The organism is Rhizobium sp. USDA 4016, assembly GCF_056279705.1.
On sequence record NZ_JBWCCY010000002.1, the window covers coordinates 2,262,887 to 2,284,051 of the forward strand.

Sequence of the window (21,165 nt, forward strand, 5' to 3'; positions counted from 1 at the left end):
TCTACTTTATCGGCATATCGGCGGGCGCTCCGACCCAACGCGCAATTTCGATGTCTGCGGACGTGTCCCGCATGAATGTCGGGCAGATGTGAAGCTCGGGGATCACAGCGCTCTTGTTCAGGCTGGCGCAGAGGGCGATCGCACGGGCGACGTCATGAGGATCCATCATGACGGCCCGTTCCTCCTTCAAAGGAGGCCGCGCGCGATTGTCCATGATCGGCGTATTCGTCTCGCCGGGCAGGATCGTCGTCGCCCGGATCCCCTGATTGCGATAGGTGTTGTGCAGGAAGGTCATGAAGTTCTTGACGCCGGCCTTGGCAGCGCCATAGGCCGCTCCGCCGAGCAGGTTGGGGTTGATCACGGCGAGCGACGAGACCGTGATGATCGTTCCCTCACCCCTGGCGATCATGTCAGGAAGCACTGCCTGGGTCAGGTTGAAGACGGCCGTCAGGTTGACATTGATGGTAGCGTTCCACTCGGCCTCGCTCAAGAAACGCGCGTTCAGCACCTTGCTTGCGCTGCCGGCGTTGTTCACCAGGATGTCGACGGGTCCGACGCTATCCTTGATCCACGTGACGGCCTCGAAGATCTCTTCGCGCGTCTCGATATCGAGCGCGCGCGCGATGGCCTTGCCATTAGCCTTTTCGATCAGGTTCGCTACCTCGCGCAGCGGTTCGATCCGCCGCCCGGTCAGCACGACGGTGGCGCCGTCCTTTGCCAGCAGCAGGGCGGTCTCGCGACCGATCCCGGAGCCGGCTCCCGTCACGAGAGCGATTTTTCCTTGAAGAAGTCCCATGTTTTCCCCCTATTCGGCCGCAGCAGCGATCGGGCCAGAATAGCTGTAAATTTCCCTCGCAGCCTTCGCGGAGATCAGATTCTCGGAAAGATCCTGCTCGATGAGTGCGCGCGAACGATCGCTCGTAGGTCCCCAACCGCCTCCGCCCGGGGTCTCTACTTCAAGGCGCTGGCCCGTCTTCAGGATCACCTTGCCCTTCGGGAACTGAGGCTTGCCCTCCTTCATGACCTTTCCTGCCGATCCGCTCTGCCCTTCGACTACGCCGAAGCAGGGATGGCGGACACGCTCGGACGCGAGGTAGATGTTCATCGGGTTCTTGCCGAGGTTGCGGAGCACGACACGCTGGCCGAGACCGCCGCGATGCTTGCCTGCTCCGCCCGAGTCCGCGATCAGTTCCTTCCGCTCCGTCAGGACGGGAACGGCAACCTCGAACATCTCGATGGCCGTTACCTTGCAATTCGAGGGGAAGCTCAGCGTGTCCAGACCGTCGAGCTCTGCTCGCGCACCCTGCCCGCCGTGGAAATTCTGGACGGACCCATATTGCGTACCGTCGTTGCGCTGACCAACGCAATTGGCGGCCCAGATCGGAGCACCGCCGCTGTCACCCATGACCTTCTCGGGCACGACGCCTTGGAGCGCCTTGAAGATCAGCGAAGGAATGACGTGCCCGATCAGATTTCGCGAGTTGCCCGCCGTCCATTGCTGCGGATTGAGGATGCAGCCGAGCGGAGCCTCGTCGGTGATCGGGACGATGCAGCCCTCGTTATTCGGGGTCTCAGGGTCGAGCAGGCACTTCAGAGCATACACGGAATGGGCATAGCGATAGTTCGTCCGGCAGTTGATCGAGTGCAGAACCTGGTCGGAGGTGCCGGTGTAGTCGACGTGGATCGAGTCATCCTTGATGATGACCGAAGCCTTCAGCGTCACGTCGACATCGTAACCGTCGAGCAAAACCTCGGCGGCGTAAGTGCCGTTCGGCCATTCGCGGATCGCCTTGCGGGTCTGTGCTTCGGAGCGGGAATGGATGGCGGCGGCCAGGCCTTCGACGTCGTCGAGACCGTACTCGTCCAGGAACTTGACGAGCTCGCGACCCATGACGTTGTTGGCGGCGATCATCGATTCGAGGTCGCCCCGCACCTCGGTCGGAAGGCGGACCGAGGCTTCGATGATGTCGAAGACGTCCTGGTTCGGAACGCCGGCCTTCAGCAGCTTGACGATCGGGAAGCGGATGCCTTCCTCGTAGATGTCGCTCGCTTCGGAATGCAGAGGGGCGCCGCCGATATCGGGAAGATGGGCGATGGACCCGGCATAGGCGACGATCCTGCCGTTCTTGAAGATCGGCGTGATCATCGTGACGTCAGGAAGATGGCCGGTGCCGATCTCAGGATCGTTGGTCGCCAGCACATCGCCCTCTTCGAGCTTGTCGGCCGGGAACTTCGGCAGGAAATAGTTCTGGGCCGCGGCAGGGAGCGAGGTGATGAAAACCGGGATCGACCAGGTGCATTGCGCCAGCGCCCGTCCCCTGCTGTCCAGGAGGACGGTCACGTAGTCATGGTTCTCGCGGACGATCGGCGAGAATGCCGTCTTGCCGAGCACGTTGTCGGCCTGGTCTGCGATGAAGATCAAGCGGTTCCACATGACCTGAAGGTTGATCGGGTCGTTGAAATCGGTGGCGGGTTTCGACATCTGAGTACCCTTTAGTGAATGTTGATCACGAGGTTGCCATGGGCATCGACATGGAAGACGCCGCTTGGGCCGACGACCGCCGTCGATTCACGCTGCTCGACGATTGCGGGACCCTTGACCTCCCCGCCAACAGGGAGCTTGTAGTGGTCGTAGACCGCAGTCTCGGCGAAGCCGTTGATCTCCTGGAAGTAGACCTGGCGGCTGCCCTTCTTCGCGTCGGCAACGACGGTCTCGTGCGGGCGCGTGACCTGATCCTTTTCGCCGCCGGCGCGCAGGCGCCAGGTGATGACCTCCAGCGGAGCCGCAACGGTACGGCCGAACAGTTCGCGGTACAGCTTGAAGAAGTTGCCGCGGAGCTCACTGAGGAATTCCTCCTTCGGCAGGTTCCGGTCTGGCAGAACCACGGTGATTTCATGGCCCTGGCCGACATGGCGCATGTCGACGGTGTAGCGATTGCTGATCGTATCCTTCGGGACGCCGGCCGCCGATACGACTTCGGCGCCCTGGGCCGAAAGCTCGTCCAGCAGGCGGTTCATGGCGCCGACATCCCAGGCCTCGAGTACCATCGGATGACTTGCGGAAAGATCGACTGCCACGGGAGCGATCAACAGGCCAATCGCCGAGCTCACGCCTGCACCGGTCGGGCAGATGATGCGGGAAATGCCAAGCTTGCGGGCGATGCCATAGGCGTGGACCGGACCGGCGCCGCCGAACGCCACCATGGGCAGCGAACGAGGATCGACGCCGAGATCGGTCGCATGCATGGCTGCCGCCTTGCTCATGGATTCGTTGACGAGGTCATGGATGCCCCATGCGCAGCGCTCGACCGAGACCTTGAGCGAGGCAGCAAGTTTGGCCATCGCCTCATGAGCGGCCTCTCTGGAAACTTTGAACGACCCGCCGACGAAGGATTCGGTGCCCATATATCCGAGCAGTATGTCCGCATCCGTGACGGTCGGCTGCGTGCCGCCGCGCTGGTAAGCAGCCGGTCCGGGCATGGCGCCTGCGGAGTGCGGGCCGACGTCGAGCAGGCCGAGAGGGTTCTTCGCCGCGATGGAGCCGCCGCCCGCGCCGATCTCGATCATCTGGATCGACTGGATCTTCAGCGGGAAACCGGATCCCCTGCGGAAGCGCTGATAGTGGGCGACTTCAAGATCGGTCCCGACATTCGGCTCACCGTCCGGGATCAGGCAAAGCTTCGCGGTCGTGCCACCCATGTCGAAGGACAAGACGCTCGCCTCGCCTGCCGTGCGGCCGAACTCGGCAGCGGCCACGGCGCCCGCAGCGGGGCCTGACTCGATGAGGCGCACCGGCAGTTCTGCGGCACGCCGGCTCGGCACCAGCCCCCCCGAGGACGTCATCCAGAGGACCTGGCGAACGATGCCCTTCGCAGCGAACTCACGCTGGAGATGAGCAACGTGTCCGGCCATCTGCGGCCTGGTATAGGCGTTGACGACCGTCGTGGACGCGCGGTCGAACTCGCGCATCTCAGGGCAAACTTCGGACGAGAGCGAGACGAAGATGTCGGGGTCTTCTTCGCGTAGCAGCGCTGCGACGCGCTGCTCGTGTTGCGGATACTTGTAGGCATGGAGAAGGCAGACGGCGACGGAGCGGATGCCCTTCTGCTTCAGACGGCCGGCGATCTCGCGAACCGTCTCTTCCTTAAGCTCGGTCATGACAGAACCGTCGGCCGCGATACGCTCCTTAGCACCGAAGCTGTTTGCGCGGGTGACCAGCGGGTCGGGATATTTGATGTTCAGGTCGTAGAGGTCGTAGCGCCCTTCGTTACGGATACGCAGCATGTCCTGGAAGCCGTCGGTGGTGACGAACCCGGTCTCGACGCCCTTGCGCTCGAGAACCGCGTTGGTGACGACGGTAGTGGCGCCCAGCACCTGCAGGTTCTCGATGGCGATGGTGCCGGCGAAATTTTCCAACAATTCGGACACACCCTGCACAACCGCTTCCGCAGGGTTCTTCGGCGTGCTCAGGACCTTATGGAGGTGGAGGTCGCCCTTGTCGTCCAGGAGCGCGAAGTCGGTAAAGGTACCGCCCGTGTCGAAAGCCAGTTTTGCCATGTTGTCCTCGAAGCGACTGTTCGGAGCGGCAGGCGCCGCTATGCGGATCCGATGCCTGGACCCGGTGTCTGCTTGAAGGTTAGGGGAATGCCCGGCGCGTTGGCTAACACAACTACAGTCTGCCGCTATAGGGTTTGCTTATGGCGGCGGAGATACACCGTCGGACTGCCGCTGCGAGGATCGGCCACCAACTATGCCGGCTTGATTCCCTGGTGATGACTGCTCATCAGTTTACCGACGACATCGAGGAGAACCGACCGTGCGGCAATGGCGGGTTCCGACAAGGGAAGATGATCGGCGACGCAGAGCGACACGGTCGCGTCGATCACCGGCTTCGTCAGTGCCCTCACCTGCGCGCCTGAAAAGATTGCCGTCTCCGTGACCACCGAAGCCGGGAGAATGGTCGATCCAAGCCCCTCGAGGACCGCCGCGCTGAGGGCGGGAACGGATTCGATTTCCGAGACGACATCAGGTGTTGCTCTCGCTCTCGCCAGGGCGTCGTCGATCAGCCGTCGGAGCAGATGGGCCTTGCTGGGAAGAAGCAGCGGGATTTCCTGGAGGGCAGAAAGGGGAAGCGGCGCGCTGCTATCGCCAGGGAGTTCGATGCCCGGCGGCGAGACGAGGAACATTTCCTCGCGGAACAACGGCTGCAGAGTTACGCCCTTGATGGGGGCGGCAGCATAGATCAGCGCCATATCCATCTTGCCCGTCATGATCAGTTCGCTGAGGATCTGGCCGAAACTGTCATTGATGTGGACGACGATGTGGGGATGCCTCGCTTTCATCTCCTTCAGGATCGGCAGCGACAAGGCGCTTGACGAGGAATAGGTCGCAAGCCCGATCGAGACGCGGCCCGCCACCGATTTTGCTGCCTGATCGATGTCGACCTGCGCCTGCTCGATCTGCTTCAGCATCAATTGCGCATGCCGATAGAGGATGAGCCCTGCCTCCGTAGGCGTAATGCCGACATTGCTGCGGATCAGAAGCTTGTGCTTGAAGTGCGCCTCGAGAGAGGCAATCTGCTGCGACAGCGCGGGCTGAGCCGTCCTCAGAAGGCTTGCCGCTCGTGACACGCTGCCCGTATCGACGATCTTTACGAAGCTCTTCAGTTTTCGGAAATCGACGCTCATGGCCACCGGCTTCTTGTTTCATGCAAAACGTAAAGCCTGCGGCCGGAGGGACGCAAGTCCCACCGGCCTTTCGCGGTTAACGCAGCCCGGCAACGGCTTGTTCGATGCGATCACATGCTTGCCTGATCGTCTCCATCGACGTCGCGATCGACAGGCGGAAATGGGGCGATACTCCGTAGGCGGCACCCTGCAGCGCCGCGACCCCGACGCCATCGAGCAGATAGAGTACAAAATCGAGGTCCGTCTCGATCGTCTTGCCTTCGGGAGTCTTCTTGCCGATGACACCGGCGCAGTTCGGAAACAGATAAAAGGCCCCATCCGGCACGAGGCAGGAGAGGCCGGGCACGGCATTGAGTCGTGAGCACGCATAATCGCGGCGCTCTTTGTAGACTTTCACGCTTTCCATAACGAATGACTGATCCGAAGACAGCCCATAGGCGGCTGCGGCCTGACTGACCGACGACGGGCAAGACGACATCTGCGACTGCAGCTTATTGATGGCCGCGATCAATGCGGCCGGACCCGCGGCGTAGCCGATACGCCATCCGGTCATGGCGTAGGACTTGGAGACGCCGTTGGTCAGGAGAACACGCTCCCTCAGTTCCGGGACGGCGGCAACCAGCGTCGTCATCGGCTCGTCCTTGAACCAGACCTGGTCGTAGATATCGTCGGAGAGCACGAAGACGTGGGGATGGCGCAGCAGCACTTTTCCGAGGGCTCCGAGCTCGCTCCTGTCATATGCCGCGCCCGTCGGATTGGACGGCGCGTTGAGGATCAGCCACAAGGTCTTCGGCGTAATCGCCTTTTCCAAAGCCTCCGGCGTGAGCTTGAAGCCTGTTTCCTGCGGGCATTCGATGATGACCGGCTTGCCTTCATTGGCAATGACCATATCGGGATAGGAAACCCAGTATGGTGCGGGAATGATCACCTCGGCATCGTTTTCTACGCTCGCCATCAGCGCGAGAAAGAGAATCTGCTTGGCGCCTCCGCCCACGCAGATTTCGTTGTCCGCGTAGCTCAAGCCGAGGCGACGCTGGAAATCGCCGATGATTGCCTTGCGCAGCGCAGGCGTGCCGTTGACGGCGGTATATTTCGTTTCGCCCCTGTCGATGGCCGCGTGCGCTGCGGCCTTGATGTTGTCAGGCGTGTCGAAGTCCGGCTCGCCGACGGTCAGATCGACGATGTCGCGACCCGCCGCCTTCAATTCGCGAGCGCGGGCTGCCGCAGCCGTGCTTGGCGAAACCTTGATATTAGACACACGCGATGCAGGCACGAAGGTGCTCATTGGGATTTCCTCGTTTCTTATTCCTACAGCGCCGCGCGTCTTTTCAGACGCGCAAAGGACGCTGTAACGCTTTGAATTGCTGCATAATTTTATCCTTCCGATTTAAGGAAGTATGCAGTAGAGAGCCGAGATCGGCTTCAGTGGAAGGCTTCGGTTTCGCCGCGCATCTTCCCGGTCAGGAAAAGTTCGCCGAGCTCGTCATGGGTGATGTCTTTCGGCAGGCCGTCCCAGATGACTTTGCCAAGTCTCAGGATGACCGCGCGTTGGGCCACTTCCATGGCTTTCTTGGTGTTCTGCTCGACCAGCAGGATCGTCATGCCGTCTGCGTGAAGTCGAAGAAGCTCGTCGAACACGATACCGATCGCAGCCGGCGACAGCCCGACCGAAGGCTCGTCAACCAGCAACACCTTTGGCCGCTGTAGCACCGCCATCGCCACTTCGAGCAACTGCTGCTCGCCGCCGGACATGTTGCCGGCGAGTGTGGCACGGCGTTTCTTGAGGATCGGAAAGAGGTCGTAGACGTAATCGCGGTCGGCCTTCACCTTGGCGTCGCGGATGGTATAGGCCGCCATCTGCAGATTTTCGTCGACGGTCATAACAGGGAAGTTGCAGCGCCCCTGAGGCACGAAGGAAATCCCCTCGTCCAGAATGGCCCTCGACTTGCAGCCCGCGATGTTCTTGCCGCGCCAGTCAATGTTCCCCTGCTTGATGGTCGTCATGCCATAGAGCGTCTTGAGAAGAGTGGACTTGCCAGCCCCGTTCGGCCCCATGAGCGCCACGAACTGTCCCGCGGGCACGTCGAGATCGACGCCGTTGAGAATGTCCAGATTGCCGTAACCTGCGCGCAGGTCGCGTATCAAAAGGTTCGAGTCACCCGCCAAGATAGGCCTCCCTGACGCGCTGATCCTGAATGATGTCGCCTGGCAAGCCTTCGACGAGCTTGGCTCCCTGGTCGAGCACGATGACGCGCTGGCAAATGCTCGTTACGACATCGATATTGTGTTCGATCACCAGGAAGCTCACGCCAAGCGACTTGTTTGCATAGAGGATGGTGTCGACGACGCGTTCGATGACCTTCGGATTGATACCGGCCATCGGCTCATCCAGCAGGATGAGCTTTGGTTCGGGCATCAGCATGGATGCGAACTGGATGAGCTTCTGCTGTCCGCCCGACAGATTGCCCGCCGGCTGATGGCGCACATCCCAAAGACCCGCCATCTTGATGAGGTCTCGGGCTCTCTCCCTGAGACCATCGACGCGCTGACGGGACATCTTTCCGAGACCGAAGGTCGATGCGATGGACGGGAAGGTGAACATCTGGCCGGCGATGACCAGGTTCTCCTCGACGTCGAGCGACTTGAAGGTCACGGTCTTCTGGAAAGACCGCAGCATGCGGCCTTCGCGGGCGATGCGGTTCAAGGACCAGCCAGTTATGTCCTGTCCGTCAAGGACGACCTTGCCGGTGTCTGGCTTCGCAAGGCCGGTGCTGCAATCGAAGAAGGTCGACTTGCCGGAGCCGTTCGGTCCGATCAGACCTGCGATCTCACCCCGGTCGATGTGAATGCTGACATCGTTGACGGCCTTGACCGCGCCGTAGGACTTGCTGAGGTTCTTGATCTCGAGAAGGGGAAGATGACTGGTCATTTCGCGCCTCCGATCGCATTCCAGAAGCGATTGATGAGCGGCGCAAATCCATTCTTGAACCAGAAGACAAGGACGAGAAGGCAGAAGCCGTAAGCGATCATGCGCAGTTCGGGCGTGATGCGCAGCGCCTCCGTCAGCCCCACGAAGAGCAGGCTTCCAAATACGGTGCCGGAAATCATCCCCGCCCCGCCTCCCAGCACGATGATCAGCATCGTGGTCGAATAATACATCTGGAAGGTCAGCGGGCTGACGACCGTCAGGTAATAGGCGTAAAGGCAGCCGCCGACCCCGGCGAACACCGCGCTGATCATAAAAACGATCAGCTTGTAGCGCCAGGTGGGGACGCCGAGAGACTCGGCGAGCGTTTCGTTCTCACGGATCGCCACCATGTTTCGCCCGGCGGGCGAGCGGACGATCGCCCAGGCGGCAAAGGTGGCGAGGGTCCCGATGATCAGGGCAAGATAGTAGAAGTTCGTCGTACCGGATACGGTGAACGAAAGCGGGCCCAACTCGAAATATGGTTTCGGAATGCTCGAAAGCCCCATGTCCCCGCGGGTGAGCGAGATCCAGTTCTTGGCGATCGCCTGACCGATGATCACGAAACCCAGGGTGCACATCACGAAAGACGTCGAGCGCAGACGCAAGGCGGGAATGCCGAGCGGAAGAGCAAGGGCTCCGGAGACGGCGCCCGCGGCGATGAGATTGACGTAGAACGGCGTTCCGTAGGTGACGGCGAGAAGACCTGCCGTATAGGCGCCGATGCCGAAGAACGCGGCCTGGGCCAATGAAAGAAGACCGGTATAGCCGACAAGCAGATTGAGCCCATGTGCCGGAAGCATGAAGATCAGGGCGATGATCAGGGAATGGGTGATGTAACGGCTGCCGATGAACGGCGCGGCGAGCGCGACGACGACCAGGACTGTGGCGAGCGGTATGCGAAGGTCGCGCCTGCGTGCCTGTTGAGCGGTTTCTGTGAGAGACATGTCTGGTCCTCGGTAGTTCGAGAGAGGTCGGCGGGCGCCGCTGCTAGAAGCGCGCCTGCGTCGAAAAGAGACCATGCGGTCGCCACATCAGCATCAGGATCAGCGTGGCGAAGCCGACGGTGTCGCGGAATTGCAGGCCGACATAGGTGGCGACCAGGCTCTCGGCCACGCCAAGGATCATCGCCGCAACGAACGTGCCGCGCACATTCCCCAAACCGCCCATGATGATGATCGGCAGCGTCTTGAACGTGATCAGCTCGCCCATGCCGCCATAAACGCTGACATTGACCGGCGCCGTGAGTACACCTGAAAGTGCGGCGAGGGCCGCCCCCAGCATGAAGGTTCGAAGCACCACCTGCGGCACATCGATGCCGACGACGCTGCAGCACTCGACGTTCTGGGAAACGGCGCGCATCGACTTGCCCATGCGGCTGTAGGTAACCATCAGTTCGAGGCCGATGAATACCAGCAAACAGACGACGAGAATGAGAATGCGCTGCTGGGCCAGGCTGAAGCCCAGAATGGAAACCGGTTCGATATAGCCTCCGGCGAAGAACTTGTAGCCTCCGCCGAAGACGAGAATGATGGTGTTCTGCAGGATCAGCGCGATGCCAAGGGTGGCGAGCACGCCCGACTCCGCGGGCGCACCGACCATACGGCGCATGACGAGTTGCCCGACCACATAGGCAACGGCACTTGTCGCAAGAACCCCCACGACAATCGAGGCTTCGTAGGACAGACCGAGATAGTCGATCGCAAACCAGGCCCCGAACGTGCCGAGCATATAGTACTCGCCGTGAGCAAAGTTGATGGCTCTCAGCACGCCGAAAATCATGGTCATGCCGACGGCGACGATTGCGTAAACCGAACCAGTCACGATTCCATTCACAGATTGCTCAAGTATGGTCGAGAGCATGGGCGTACTCCTCCTCCCGGCAGATTACTTGGCAGGGTATTGAATGTCCGCTGTGTATGCACCCTTGATGCTCGGCTTGCCATTCTCGATCTGCAGCAGGATCATAGGCAGGCGGGCCTGGTTGTGGTCGTCGAAAGTGACTTCGCCAACCGGGCTCTTATACTTGATCTTGGAGAGTGCGTCGCGAACCTTCGCCTTGTCCGCGCTGCCGGCCTGCTTGATCGCCGCTGCGAAAAGATTGACGGTATCCCAGTGAACATAGGCGTGGTTGTTCGGGGCTTCGTTGTACGTGGCCGTGAACTTCTCGACGAAAGCCTTGCTTTCCGGGGAGTCGAACTGCGGAAGCCATGCGGCGGCTTCGACGGCACCTTCGAGCGCCGGCGGGGCTGATTTGATGGTCTTTTCCGTGTTGAACTCGCCGTTACCGATCAGCGTGACCTTGCCTGCTATTCCAAGTTCGATCATCTGGCGGGCGATGATGGGCGTCGTATCGGCGAGGCCGTACATGATGATGGCTTGGGCGCCGTTGTCGCGGATCTTGGCCAGAACGCTGCGGAAGTCGACTTCGCCTTCCTTGTAGTAGTCTTCGCTGAGGATCTCTCCCTTGAAGTCAGGCAGGTACTTCTTCGTGAATGCGATCGCCGAGCGGCCATAGTCGCTGTCAACGGAGAGCACTGCGAACTTGGTAAAGCCACGCTGCTCTGCGGCATACTTGGCAACGATCAGCGCCCGGTTCTCATCTGTCGGATAGTTGCGATAGGTCCACTTGAAGCCGCCGACACCAGCCTGGTAGGTGATCTTCGGATTGGATGACGCCGCATTGAGGAGAAGGACTTCGGCATCTTCCGCGACAGGCTGGATGGCGAGCGTCACCGAGCTGGAAACGTCACCGATGATGAAGTCGACGCCCTCCTGGTCGATCAGACGACGGGCCGCCGAAACGCCTTCAACCGGTGTGCCCTGGCTGTCGGCGTTGAGGAGTTCGATTTTCATCCCGTCGACGCCGCCGGCATCATTTATGTCTTTGACAGCGAGTTCGGCTCCATGCATCGAAAATGCGCCGTAGCGCGCATTCGGGCCGCTCATCGGCGCAACAAGTCCGAGTTTGATCGTCCCCTCCGCTGCCAGCGCGATAGCTGGCATGCCGGAAACGGCAACCGCCAGCGAAAGGACCGCTGTAGAAATGAAAAGTGCTCTGCGGCTTACGATAAGTTTCATGTTCCCACTCCATGTTCTCGGGTGCAAGCGCTTGGCATGTGGCCTAGCGTACTCCTGACCGCTTTCCGCGGCTCTTATTGCGCCAGCCCAGCGCTGACACTGTCACAGTAGGTTCAGGAAAGCGTCGCTGGCCAACACAACTCCATTCTGCCGCTATAGCGTTTATTTATAGCGAACCGATCGATTTGGCATTGCTGGAACAGCTTGCTTCCCAGCCGGACGAGCCATCGGCGATTTTGATGATATTGTTCCTCGCCGCAAAGCACGCCTTATAGAGCAACGCCTCCAACCCATGACTCGCCGGCCTCGCCTCCTCGATCGAGGTCGATGAGCGCTACGTCCAAAAGCAGCCTGGCCATGCCTCGGCGGACGTGACCTGACGCTACCAGCGTGGAAGGGCCGATTTCCGACGAAGTCCGCAGGGGTTGTGACGTCGGTACGCCGGCGGGAAGGCGCTGCGCAAGTCGGTCGAAGCATCACGGCGAAGAAGCGGTACGCTCCCTGATGTAGGCAGGTTTTATCAGGCCGTATCCGGTCGCCGCATCCTCGCAATGCACCCGGGACTTTCGGAAAAAACACGAAGACGGAGCCGCCTGCGTCGATCTCGCTGAGACCCGAAATCGTCGGCAACGCGCCGGAACCTTGCTGCCGTCCTTCAAGGTGAAGGTGTAGATGCCCGTGTCGAGCGCTTCGTTGCAGCCCAGTTTAATCGTGCGGCTGTCGATCTCACCCTTCGGATGCTTCTTCAGGAAGTCTACGAACTATTCCTTGCGTTCCTCCTGCGTCAGTCGCGGCTTGTTCGACAGGGTCGGCAGGAGGACGGCATCGGCAGCATAGTTTTCGACGACCTTTTCGGGATTCAGCGTCGCCAGCGAGGTGTTCCAGCGATCGAACAGCTGCTCCACCTAAGGCTTGGTGACCGGCGCGCATTCCTCTGCGAGAGCCGGCGTCGCCAGGAGCGAAATCACGGAAGCGGCAAGCAGATGTCTTTTCATTTCAGTCTCCATCGAATTTGACATTGTCTCTCCGGCATAATTATTGCCGGCCTGTCGGCGATGGTTTGTCGCGCACCGCGTCGCGTCTGCCGAATGGCCGCAATCGGATCTGCCGAATGGCCTATGCATTTTGACGGATGGCTTGCTATCTAGGATAAGTCGAACTTCTGAAAGACTGGGAATTCGTGGAAGACGCAGACGGCATCACATCTCCCATTCGCGAATTGCGGCGTCTCTATCGCGATGCGGAAGCCAAAGCCGCGCGTCTGCGACTGATCGTGGACGTGCGCACGATGCTCGACCGCGACCCGTTGGACGCATCCATGTACGCGGCACTTTCCGCCATTGCGAGCTTTGCCGGAGCGAACACGGCCATCCCGCAGCGCCGTTGCGCGATCTGTACGCGTGCTGATACGCGGCGCGCGGCGTGGTCGGTTTTCGCCCACTGGATTGTGATCCTTCTTCGTTTAGCACCTTGGGAACCGCGACGCCGCCGAGTCGCACGCTTGCGGTGAACATCGTGGTCTCCCAATGGCCACCTCGGACCATTGCCCAAGAACGCTGACCTCTCGTTGCTCGCCGTGAAGTCGTGCCATTTTGGTGAAGGCGGATAGCTTGCCGAGGTGCATCAGGCGCTCCGCATCAAGGTCAAACTGGTGATCGGCGATGAATCGCCGTCCAGTAAGCTTTCACGGGCGGTTCGCCTTCGTGCCGACCTAAATTCGCGGCCCTCCACACGCCACTTTCGCCAAAGGAAATAGAGACGAACTGAGTGAAGGGATAAGTTTGCGATGCGGGATACCCCGGTAATCATCGGCTCACCCGCGCCAAAAACAGCATCTATGACAGCGTCTCCTCGTTTATTGCGGCGAATAGGGCCGCAAGCTCGGCTTCCGGAATGCTTTCGCCGATCGACCAGCTGAGCGTATCGTAGAAGCCGAGAAAGGACTGCCGCATACCATCGACAAGCTTCTGGGCTTCATCTGCGCCCATCTTAAGCCGCTCAACGATTAAGCCTTTCAGCGCCGCCTCGGCCATCGGATGGCTAAACACGACAGCGGGTGACGAGGTGGTCGCGATCCGCGGAATGGGCATTGGCTCCGGCACGCAGGATAAAATTTGCGACAGGCGGATATCGCGCGATGAGGCGGCAACTTCGATGACGAAGGCCCTCGCCCGCAACATCCATCGGCCGGTCGCGGCATCGTAGTACTGGAAGTCTCGCGGCAGAAGCTCGATATCGACAGGCATCGTCTCGCCCGGCGCAAGACCATGCTTGGTGAAGGCCTTAAGCTCACGGATGGGCCGCTTCAGTCCGGGTTCGATCGGACGCACGTAGATCTGCACGACCTCCTGCCCGAAAACCTCCCCGATGTTGCAAAGATTGAATCGGAGCTTGATGGGAACTCCGGGCGCGACTGTGTCCGTGTCCACCGAAAGATCGCTGTAGGCAAAGTGCGTGTAGCTCAAGCCATGGCCGAACGGGAAGAGCGGCTCCACGGCCCGCAGGTCATAATAGCGGTACCCTGCAAAAATACCTTCGCTGTAGACATGATGGCCGTTTTCCCCCGGATAGGTATGGAAGCCCGGAATATCCTCCATCCGTACCGGCAACGTCGTGGACAGCTTTCCGCTCGGGTTTGACAGGCCGAAAAGCACCTGCGCCAGCGCTGCTCCGCCTCCCTGGCCAGGATAAAAACAGGCAAGAACGGCATCGACCTTGCCGATCCACGGCATGGCGACGGCATCGGGCATGGTGAGCGCGACAATGGTCCGGCAACCCGCGTCGACCACCGCCTCGATTAGCGCATCCTGCCCGTAGGCAAGACGGATGTCGGATCGGTCGGTACCCTCGCCTTCGTCGCCTGTGCGATGATTGGCGAAGATAACGACCGCGTCAGTCTCGCGCGCTTTGGCAAGCACGCCTGCGATCTGCGTTTCGAGATCATCGCCGCCACCCTTGGCGAAAGGCACGAAATCGATCGTCGCCTCTGCGGCATGGGCGCGGATTTCATCCAGGGGAACGTCGACACGATACGGATTCGTGGTGGCCGAGCCCGAGCCCTGGATGGTCGGGCGGATCGCTCCGTCGCCGACAACAAGAATGCGCTTGCCCGCCATGTCCTTGAGCGGCAGCGCGGCGGCATCGTTTTTCAGGAGGACGATCGATTCGGCAGCCATGCGGCGGGCGAGGTCGTGATGGTGATCGAGATCGACGGGCTCGATCGGATTGCGCTTTTCCGACACGCGGCGGACGAGCGAAAGAACGCGCCGGCAAGACCGGTCCAGCACCCCGCGGTCCAACTGCCCGGCCTCAAGGGTTGCGCGCAGGCGCGCCTTGCGCGGGCCGCTTTCCGGCATGTCGAGATCCGTTCCGGCGTGGATCGCCGCCGGCCGGTCCTTGATCGCATGCCAATCCGAGATCACCAAGCCGTCATAGCCCCACTCCGTGCGCAGGACCTCTGTCAGCAACCAGTGGTTTTCCGCCGACTGCACGCCGTTCAGCGGATTATAGGAACTCATCACCGTCCAGGGATCGCTCTTTGCGATCGCCCGCTCGAAGCCCGCGAGATATATTTCACGAAGCGCGCGTTCATCGACGTCGGAACTCATGTTGGTCCGGTCGATTTCCGAGTTGTTGCAGGCGAAGTGCTTGAGCGAGGCACCGACGCCAGCCCCTTGCAGGCCACGAATGAGCCCGGCGGCCAGATCGCCGCTGACAACAGGGTCTTCGGAATAATATTCGTAGGCGCGCCCGGCGAGCGGGGTGCGGCGAATGTTGATGCCAGGGCCGAGAAGCAAATCGACACCAAGCGAGCGGCACTCGGCCGCCAGCGCCCGCCCGAGGTCCTCGGCAAGGGAAATATCCCACGAGCAGCCAAGAAGATTGCCGTTCGGAAAGCATGTCGCGGGATGGGTGTCGCCAAACATCCCTACGCCGCCACCCTCGGCGCGCCGGTTCACCACGGCAAGGAAGGCTGCAAGCGCCGCATTCGGATCGGAGCCAGAATCGATCTGCGTCGTCGAATACCGCACGCCGTAGGTTCCGTCGGTCATGACGATCGCCGGAATGCCCAGCCTTTCGATGGCCCTGGTCCTCCAGAGCCCGTGGCCGCTGACGAAATCGATCTTTTCCTGATCGCTCATCGAAGCAACAATGGCCTGCAACTTGTCATCATCGTCTTCGGTCAATGGTCGCCTCGATGCTCATGAATGGGATGGCATTACCCGGCCAAGGCCGGCGCTCAACAGATTTTCTGGAGAAGCTCGATCAGCATCATGCGCTCCGCGGGAGAGAGAGGGCCGAGTGTCCTGTGCGAAACGTCCAGCGCCTTTGAGAGATTGCGCGCGATCGTATCCTCGCCCTCCCGGGTCAAAGTCAGGACCAGTCGGCGCGCATCGGCGGCGTCGGGCGCCGTGTTCACCAGACCCCGCTTGACGAGACGGTCGACGACACCCTTGATGGTCGCCATATCCATCGCCGTCTCGCGGCCGAGATTGCCCTGCGAACAGGGCTGCAGATCCTTGAGCTTGACCAGCGCCGCCCATTGGGTCGTCGTCAGCCTCTCGGCAATGAGATCGGCGAAGATCGCCACATGGCGCTGGTTTGCCTGTCGCAAAAAGAAGCCGATCTGCTCCCCGAGCACATAGGCGCCATTACCGCTCCCACCCGCAATCGTCTCTTCGCCGGGATGATGGACGCGGCGGGACGGCTGTTCTTCTAGGGGACCGTTCATGATCTCTCTCGTTTCCCGGTATGGCTTTTGCCGTCTACGTTTCAGTGTGCGTCGATCAGGCCATCTGTCACGACGCCCACGCATCCAGAATGGCCTGAGTGGTGGCGATTTCCAACTGTTCCGCAAAGCGCGGCAGAAGATGGTTGAGAACGAAGGCATGCGCCGTTTCGTCGCCGCTCGCCACCGCGTCCGCCGCAACGATGACACGAAACCCGAGATCGATGGCATCGAGCACGCTGGCATGCACGCAGACATCGGTTTCAACGCCGCTGAACACCAGCGTGTCGATGCCCGACGCCTCAAGCCTTTCGGCAAATCCGGGAGCACCGAAAACGGAAAACGTCTCTTTTTCCACCTGCGCTTCGAGACGCGAAAGCCCGAGCAGCGGCTCGACGAGGTCGAGCATTCCGGGAGCAAGAACCTCGCCCGTGACCATCGACCAGCGGCGATAGTAATTCTTCCAGCGGCCTTTTGCGTCTTCCGCCCGTTGCGGCACGATGAATTTGACGAAGAGCGTCTCCGCCAGCCGCTCCCGGCTCAGCCGGACGACGTTCGGAAGGATCGTCCGGATCGCTGGCGTGTGCCAGGCGGTCTCCTCGGCAAACAGGCGCTGCATATCGATGACGAGATGCAGCGTGCTTTTGGGGATTGGCTCGAGCGGCATCGGTTCAGTCCGCAACCGCAACGGTGTGGTGGGCAGACCAGCCAAGCACGACCGTCTCGCCCTCTCTGAGGACATTGCCGTCACGGTTCTGGGCAAAGAGCTTTACCTGCATGCCATCGGCCGTTTCGAGAATGTAGGACAGCGCTTGCCCCGCATAGATCACCGTCGTGATGCGCGCCGTCAGACGGTTGCCGGGTGTCGCGTCCTTGACGACGAACATCTTTTCCGGGCGCACAGCCAGCGTCGCCTGCGCACCATCCGCCGGCAGGGCGCCTGTTGCGTGAACGACTGTGCCATCGACGAGACGAACAGCACCGCTCTCGACACGTCCCCTGAGGAAGTTCGAATCGCCGAGAAACTCGGCAGCGAACCGCGTCAGGGGCTTTTCATAGACCGTCTCCGGATCGCCGATCTGAACGATGCGACCCTTATCGAGGATCGCCACCTTGTCGGAAAGGGTCAGGGCCTCTTCCTGGTCATGCGTGACGAAGATCGTTGTCAGGCCGGTCTCGCGCTGGATGCGAAGGAGCTCTACCTGCATTTCCTGGCGAAGACGGCGGTCGAGCGCCGACAGGGGCTCGTCAAGAAGCAGGACGCTCGGCTTGATGACCAAGGCCCGCGCCAGCGCAACACGCTGTTGCTGGCCGCCCGAAAGCTGCTTCGGCATGCGATCGGCGAAACCCGGGAGACGAACCATTTCCAGGGCCGCATCGACCTGCTTGCGCGCTTCCGCGCCGTGAATGCCGCGACGGCCAAGGCCGAAGGACACGTTTTGTGCGATCGTCATGTGCGGGAACAGAGCGTAGGACTGGAACATCATGCCGATGTTGCGGCCCCAAACCGGAACATGCGTGACATCCTTGCCGCCGATGCTGACGACACCCTCGTCCGGCCGGATGAAGCCGGCAATGATGCGCAGCAGCGTCGTCTTGCCCGATCCGGATGGTCCGAGAAGACTGGTGAAGGAACCTTCCGGAAAGTCCGTGGTGATATCGGTCAGAACCGGCGTCGTGCCATAGGTCTTGGCGACCGCGTGTACGTTAACGTTTGTCACTTACATCTCCGGGTTTGGCGAAACGCGCAAAGATCAGGATCGCAGCCATCGAGCCGAGAAGGAGCAGCGTCGAAATTGCATTGATTTCGGGCGTGAAGCCCTTGCGGATCGCGGAGTAGATCTGCACCGGCAGCGTCGAGTAGCCGGGCGTGGCAAGAAAATACGAAATCACGAACTGGTCGAGGGAAACGGCGAAGGCAAAGAGCGCCGCGCCCAGAATGCTCGGAAACAGAAGCGGCAGCGTCACAGCGAAGAAGGCATGGATGGGCGTCGAACCGAGGCTCATCGCCGCCTCTTCCAGATCGGCCCGGATCGTATTGAAGCCGGTGCCCACCACCAGCACGACATAGGGGATCGCCAGGGCAACGTGGCCGATGAGCAGCGCGTGCATGCCGCGTCCGATGCCGGACCAGTAGAAGAAGACAAGCATGGCCGTGCCGGTGATCAGCCATGGGATGGCGATCGGCGGCAGGAGAAGCAGTTGCAGCAGGCTTTTGCCGCGGAACGTACGCCGCGACAGCGCGATGGAGGCCATCGTGCCGAGACAGGTTGCGATCGCCGCCGTGATGAGCGCGATGATGATGCTGTTCATTCCGGCCTTCAGGAGCTGCTGGTTGTCCATCAGGGCGACATACCAGCGGGTGGAGAAGCTGAAGGGCAGTTCGTAGAGCTGGGATTCGTTGAAGCCCATTGCCATCATCACCAGGATCGGCGTGTAGAGGAAGAACAGGATCACCAGAAGGTAGATGCGGCCAATCTGTGTCATCGTTGCGCTCCCTTAAGCCGTCGTGCCGCGGCGCAGGACGCCGGAGAAGGTTGCAAAGATCGCGAGAACCACGGCGAGCAGCGTGAACGAAAGGGCCGCCCCGAGCGGCCAGTTGAAGGCCTGGGTGAACTGGTCCTCGATCACCGTTCCCATGGTGACGCCCACCTTGCCGCCGAGGATGCGTGGCTCCATGAAGGACCCGATGACGGGCACGAAGGTGAGCACCGCGCCGGAAATCAGACCAGGCGCTGCAAGTGGCAGGAGAATGCGCAGAAGGATCGTCCACCAGCGCGCCCCGAGGCTTGCCGCCGCCTCGATGATCGCGTCATCGATTGTCGACAGGGCGATATAGCAGGTGAGGATCATGTAGGGCAGGTACCCATGGACGAGGCCGAGAACGATGGCATAGCGGGAATAAAGGAAGGAAGCCGAGCCGATATCCGGCAAGAGCATATGCACCACGCTGTCGAGAAAGCCGTTTTCCCGCAGGACCATCGTCCAGGAGAAGACGCGAACCAGGCCGTTTGTCCAGAATGGCAGGAGGAGCAGGATCAGCAATGTCTCGCGCATGCGCCCGACCGTCGCCCTTGCCAGCGCGACAGCGGCAAGAAAGCCGAAAATGGCGCAGAGCAGCGTCGTCCAGAAACCGATGACCAGCGAGGTCCAGGCAATGTTGATCAGATAGGGTTGATCGATGAAGGCGCGGTAGTGCTTCAGCGTGAAGACGATGGGCGTCTTACCCATCGGCGTCGCCGACATGAAGCTGAAAACGAACATCGTCAGGAGCGGCAACAGAACCGCCAGCGTCAACCAGCCATAGGTCGGCAGCAAAAGGGCTGTCGTGGCCACCCAGGCCGGGATCGGGCGGCGCTGGCGCGGATCCGAAGATCCGCGCGCCGCATCGTTGAGGATGGTGTCACTCCGCATAGAAGGCTTTCACTTCCTGCCAGAGGTTGTTGAAGGCCTCGCGGCGATCGTCCGGCAGCGCCGACATGATGCTCATGGTGGCAATGTATTCCGGCTTGTGGATCTGGCGGCTAAGGTCGTCCGCCGGCAGGCTTTCCATGGCAGCGGTGTTGGCCGATGCCGGCGCGCCGGCCTTGGTTGCCCATTCGACGTAGAACTTCGGATCGATCATCCAGTTTGCGAAGGCATGCGCGCCCTCGGCATTCGGGGCGTCGACCGGAATGCCGAGACCGTCGACCCAGCCGATGCCGCCTTCCTTCGGAACGACGAAATCGACCGGCAGCTTGCTGACGCGCCGCGAACGGACGGCGCCGCCCGACCAGTACATTGCCACATCGAATTCCTTGGCTGCGAAGGACTTGTTCCACTGGTCTTCGGTCGACCAGAGCAACTTGACGTTCGGCTTGAAGCCCTTGAGGGTTTCCTTGACGAGATCGAGATCCTTCGGATTGTTCATGTCCTGGCCGGTGAGCAGGGCCGCTGCCGCAATGACGCCAACGGCATCGTCCTGGAGACCGACACGCCCTTTGTAGGCCGCATCGCCGAGCACGGCATAGCTGTCTGCCTTCGGCAGGCCTTCACGCATGGCAACGGCGGTGAGACCCCAGACCCACGGCACCGCATAACCGACGCCATCCTTGTTGAAGTTCTCGTTGGAGCGCAGGTTTGCCGCGACCGAGGCGATATTCGGCACCTTGGCAAAGTCGATCGGCGAGATCAGATCTTCCGCCATCGCCTGGGCGCAGCGCGCTGCATTGAGGACGACGAGGTCATAGGTCCCCGGATTGGTGCGCAGCTTCGTCAGCATTTCGGCTTCCGAGCTGTAGTAGTCGTGCACGACCTCGACGCCGGTCGCTTCCTGGAAAGCCTTGATCGACCAGGCTTCGTCCGTGCCGTAGCCCTGCCAGTTGAGGACCGTGATCGTGCCGGCCGAAAAGGCCATCTTCGGCAGCATGGAAACGCTGGCGCCGGCGATAAACGTCGCGGACATCAGCTTGAGTGCATTGCGTCTTGTGATTCCAGTCATGATGTTACCCTCTTTGAACTGGTTGATCGGCGACAAATCCGCAGCGCAGCGACTGTTTCTACACTCCGCGCGGAGCATTCAAAGGCGTCGGACATTCACATACAAAGAAAGGAAATTCATTTGTATGCAAATTAAAAACCGGAGAAGTCATTTCCTGAAACAACGATAACGCGATGATACCTCAAGCCAGCCGGAAGCGCGCTGCCGGAAGCTCAACTCCGTG

At 60.8% G+C, this 21,165-nt stretch carries 18 protein-coding genes and 2 pseudogenes; 2 read left to right on the forward strand and 18 right to left on the reverse strand.

Annotated features, from left to right (window positions below; all coding sequences use genetic code 11):
• Position 1: 1 nt before the first annotated feature.
• The 10 genes from ACZ9DP_RS11890 to ACZ9DP_RS11935 form a co-directional block, all read right to left on the reverse strand.
• On the reverse strand, positions 2-796 hold the full coding sequence (locus ACZ9DP_RS11890) for an SDR family oxidoreductase (protein ID WP_476201839.1): 795 nt from the start codon (positions 794-796) through the stop codon (positions 2-4).
• Positions 797-805: 9 nt separating this feature from the next.
• Positions 806-2,482 carry a hydantoinase B/oxoprolinase family protein gene (locus ACZ9DP_RS11895; protein WP_476201841.1) on the reverse strand — a complete coding sequence of 559 codons (1,677 nt, stop codon included), beginning with the start codon at positions 2,480-2,482 and terminating at the stop codon, positions 806-808.
• Positions 2,483-2,493: 11 nt separating this feature from the next.
• On the reverse strand, positions 2,494-4,557 hold the full coding sequence (locus tag ACZ9DP_RS11900) for a hydantoinase/oxoprolinase family protein (protein ID WP_476201842.1): 2,064 nt from the start codon (positions 4,555-4,557) through the stop codon (positions 2,494-2,496).
• 191 nt (positions 4,558-4,748) lie between these two features.
• Positions 4,749-5,687 carry a nitrogen assimilation transcriptional regulator NAC gene (gene nac, locus ACZ9DP_RS11905; protein ID WP_476201844.1) on the reverse strand — a complete coding sequence of 313 codons (939 nt, stop codon included), beginning with the start codon at positions 5,685-5,687 and terminating at the stop codon, positions 4,749-4,751.
• Between the two features lie 76 nt (positions 5,688-5,763).
• A complete protein-coding gene (locus tag ACZ9DP_RS11910; RefSeq protein WP_476201845.1) occupies positions 5,764-6,972 on the reverse strand; it encodes an aspartate transaminase in 1,209 nt (402 codons plus the stop codon).
• A gap of 137 nt (positions 6,973-7,109) precedes the next feature.
• Positions 7,110-7,853, reverse strand: coding sequence for a branched-chain amino acid ABC transporter ATP-binding protein (locus ACZ9DP_RS11915; RefSeq protein ID WP_476201847.1), 744 nt, complete (start codon positions 7,851-7,853; stop codon positions 7,110-7,112).
• Positions 7,843-8,616 carry an ABC transporter ATP-binding protein gene (locus ACZ9DP_RS11920; RefSeq protein WP_476201849.1) on the reverse strand — a complete coding sequence of 258 codons (774 nt, stop codon included), beginning with the start codon at positions 8,614-8,616 and terminating at the stop codon, positions 7,843-7,845. Before ACZ9DP_RS11920 ends, ACZ9DP_RS11915 begins: the two co-directional genes overlap by 11 nt.
• Positions 8,613-9,599: a branched-chain amino acid ABC transporter permease gene (locus ACZ9DP_RS11925; RefSeq protein WP_476201851.1), complete on the reverse strand. Its 987-nt coding sequence runs from the start codon at positions 9,597-9,599 to the stop codon at positions 8,613-8,615. Before ACZ9DP_RS11925 ends, ACZ9DP_RS11920 begins: the two co-directional genes overlap by 4 nt.
• A 43-nt stretch (positions 9,600-9,642) precedes the next feature.
• Positions 9,643-10,515, reverse strand: a complete 873-nt coding sequence (locus ACZ9DP_RS11930; protein WP_476201853.1) for a branched-chain amino acid ABC transporter permease — start codon at positions 10,513-10,515, stop codon at positions 9,643-9,645.
• 24 nt (positions 10,516-10,539) lie between these two features.
• Complete coding sequence (locus tag ACZ9DP_RS11935; protein WP_476201855.1) at positions 10,540-11,733, reverse strand: ABC transporter substrate-binding protein; 1,194 nt, start codon at positions 11,731-11,733, stop codon at positions 10,540-10,542.
• Between the two features lie 299 nt (positions 11,734-12,032).
• Between ACZ9DP_RS11935 and ACZ9DP_RS11940 the strand changes: the two are divergent.
• Positions 12,033-12,113 (forward strand): annotated as a pseudogene (locus ACZ9DP_RS11940) (integrase); the annotation flags it as partial.
• 249 nt (positions 12,114-12,362) lie between these two features.
• Here ACZ9DP_RS11940 and ACZ9DP_RS11945 read toward each other — a convergent pair.
• Positions 12,363-12,638, reverse strand: a pseudogene (locus tag ACZ9DP_RS11945) (DUF4440 domain-containing protein); the annotation flags it as partial.
• 275 nt (positions 12,639-12,913) lie between these two features.
• Here ACZ9DP_RS11945 and ACZ9DP_RS11950 point away from each other — a divergent pair.
• On the forward strand, positions 12,914-13,243 hold the full coding sequence (locus ACZ9DP_RS11950; protein ID WP_476201857.1) for a hypothetical protein: 330 nt from the start codon (positions 12,914-12,916) through the stop codon (positions 13,241-13,243).
• Positions 13,244-13,568: 325 nt separating this feature from the next.
• Here ACZ9DP_RS11950 and ACZ9DP_RS11955 read toward each other — a convergent pair whose 3' ends face one another.
• The 7 genes from ACZ9DP_RS11955 to ACZ9DP_RS11985 form a co-directional block, all read right to left on the reverse strand.
• Positions 13,569-15,920, reverse strand: a complete 2,352-nt coding sequence (locus ACZ9DP_RS11955; RefSeq protein ID WP_476201859.1) for a beta-glucosidase — start codon at positions 15,918-15,920, stop codon at positions 13,569-13,571.
• 53 nt (positions 15,921-15,973) lie between these two features.
• Entirely contained in the window at positions 15,974-16,465 is a 492-nt protein-coding gene (locus tag ACZ9DP_RS11960; RefSeq protein ID WP_476201861.1) for a MarR family winged helix-turn-helix transcriptional regulator, read from the reverse strand.
• A gap of 67 nt (positions 16,466-16,532) precedes the next feature.
• Positions 16,533-17,129 carry a cysteine hydrolase family protein gene (locus ACZ9DP_RS11965; protein ID WP_476201863.1) on the reverse strand — a complete coding sequence of 199 codons (597 nt, stop codon included), beginning with the start codon at positions 17,127-17,129 and terminating at the stop codon, positions 16,533-16,535.
• A gap of 4 nt (positions 17,130-17,133) precedes the next feature.
• A complete protein-coding gene (locus ACZ9DP_RS11970) occupies positions 17,134-18,183 on the reverse strand; it encodes an ABC transporter ATP-binding protein (protein ID WP_476201864.1) in 1,050 nt (349 codons plus the stop codon).
• Positions 18,170-18,949, reverse strand: coding sequence for an ABC transporter permease (locus ACZ9DP_RS11975; protein WP_239601567.1), 780 nt, complete (start codon positions 18,947-18,949; stop codon positions 18,170-18,172). The genes ACZ9DP_RS11970 and ACZ9DP_RS11975 overlap by 14 nt, the downstream gene beginning before the upstream one ends.
• 12 nt (positions 18,950-18,961) lie before the next feature.
• On the reverse strand, positions 18,962-19,876 hold the full coding sequence (locus ACZ9DP_RS11980) for an ABC transporter permease (protein WP_476201865.1): 915 nt from the start codon (positions 19,874-19,876) through the stop codon (positions 18,962-18,964).
• A complete protein-coding gene (locus tag ACZ9DP_RS11985) occupies positions 19,866-20,942 on the reverse strand; it encodes an ABC transporter substrate-binding protein (protein WP_283073383.1) in 1,077 nt (358 codons plus the stop codon). The genes ACZ9DP_RS11980 and ACZ9DP_RS11985 overlap by 11 nt, the downstream gene beginning before the upstream one ends.
• Positions 20,943-21,165 lie beyond the last annotated feature (223 nt).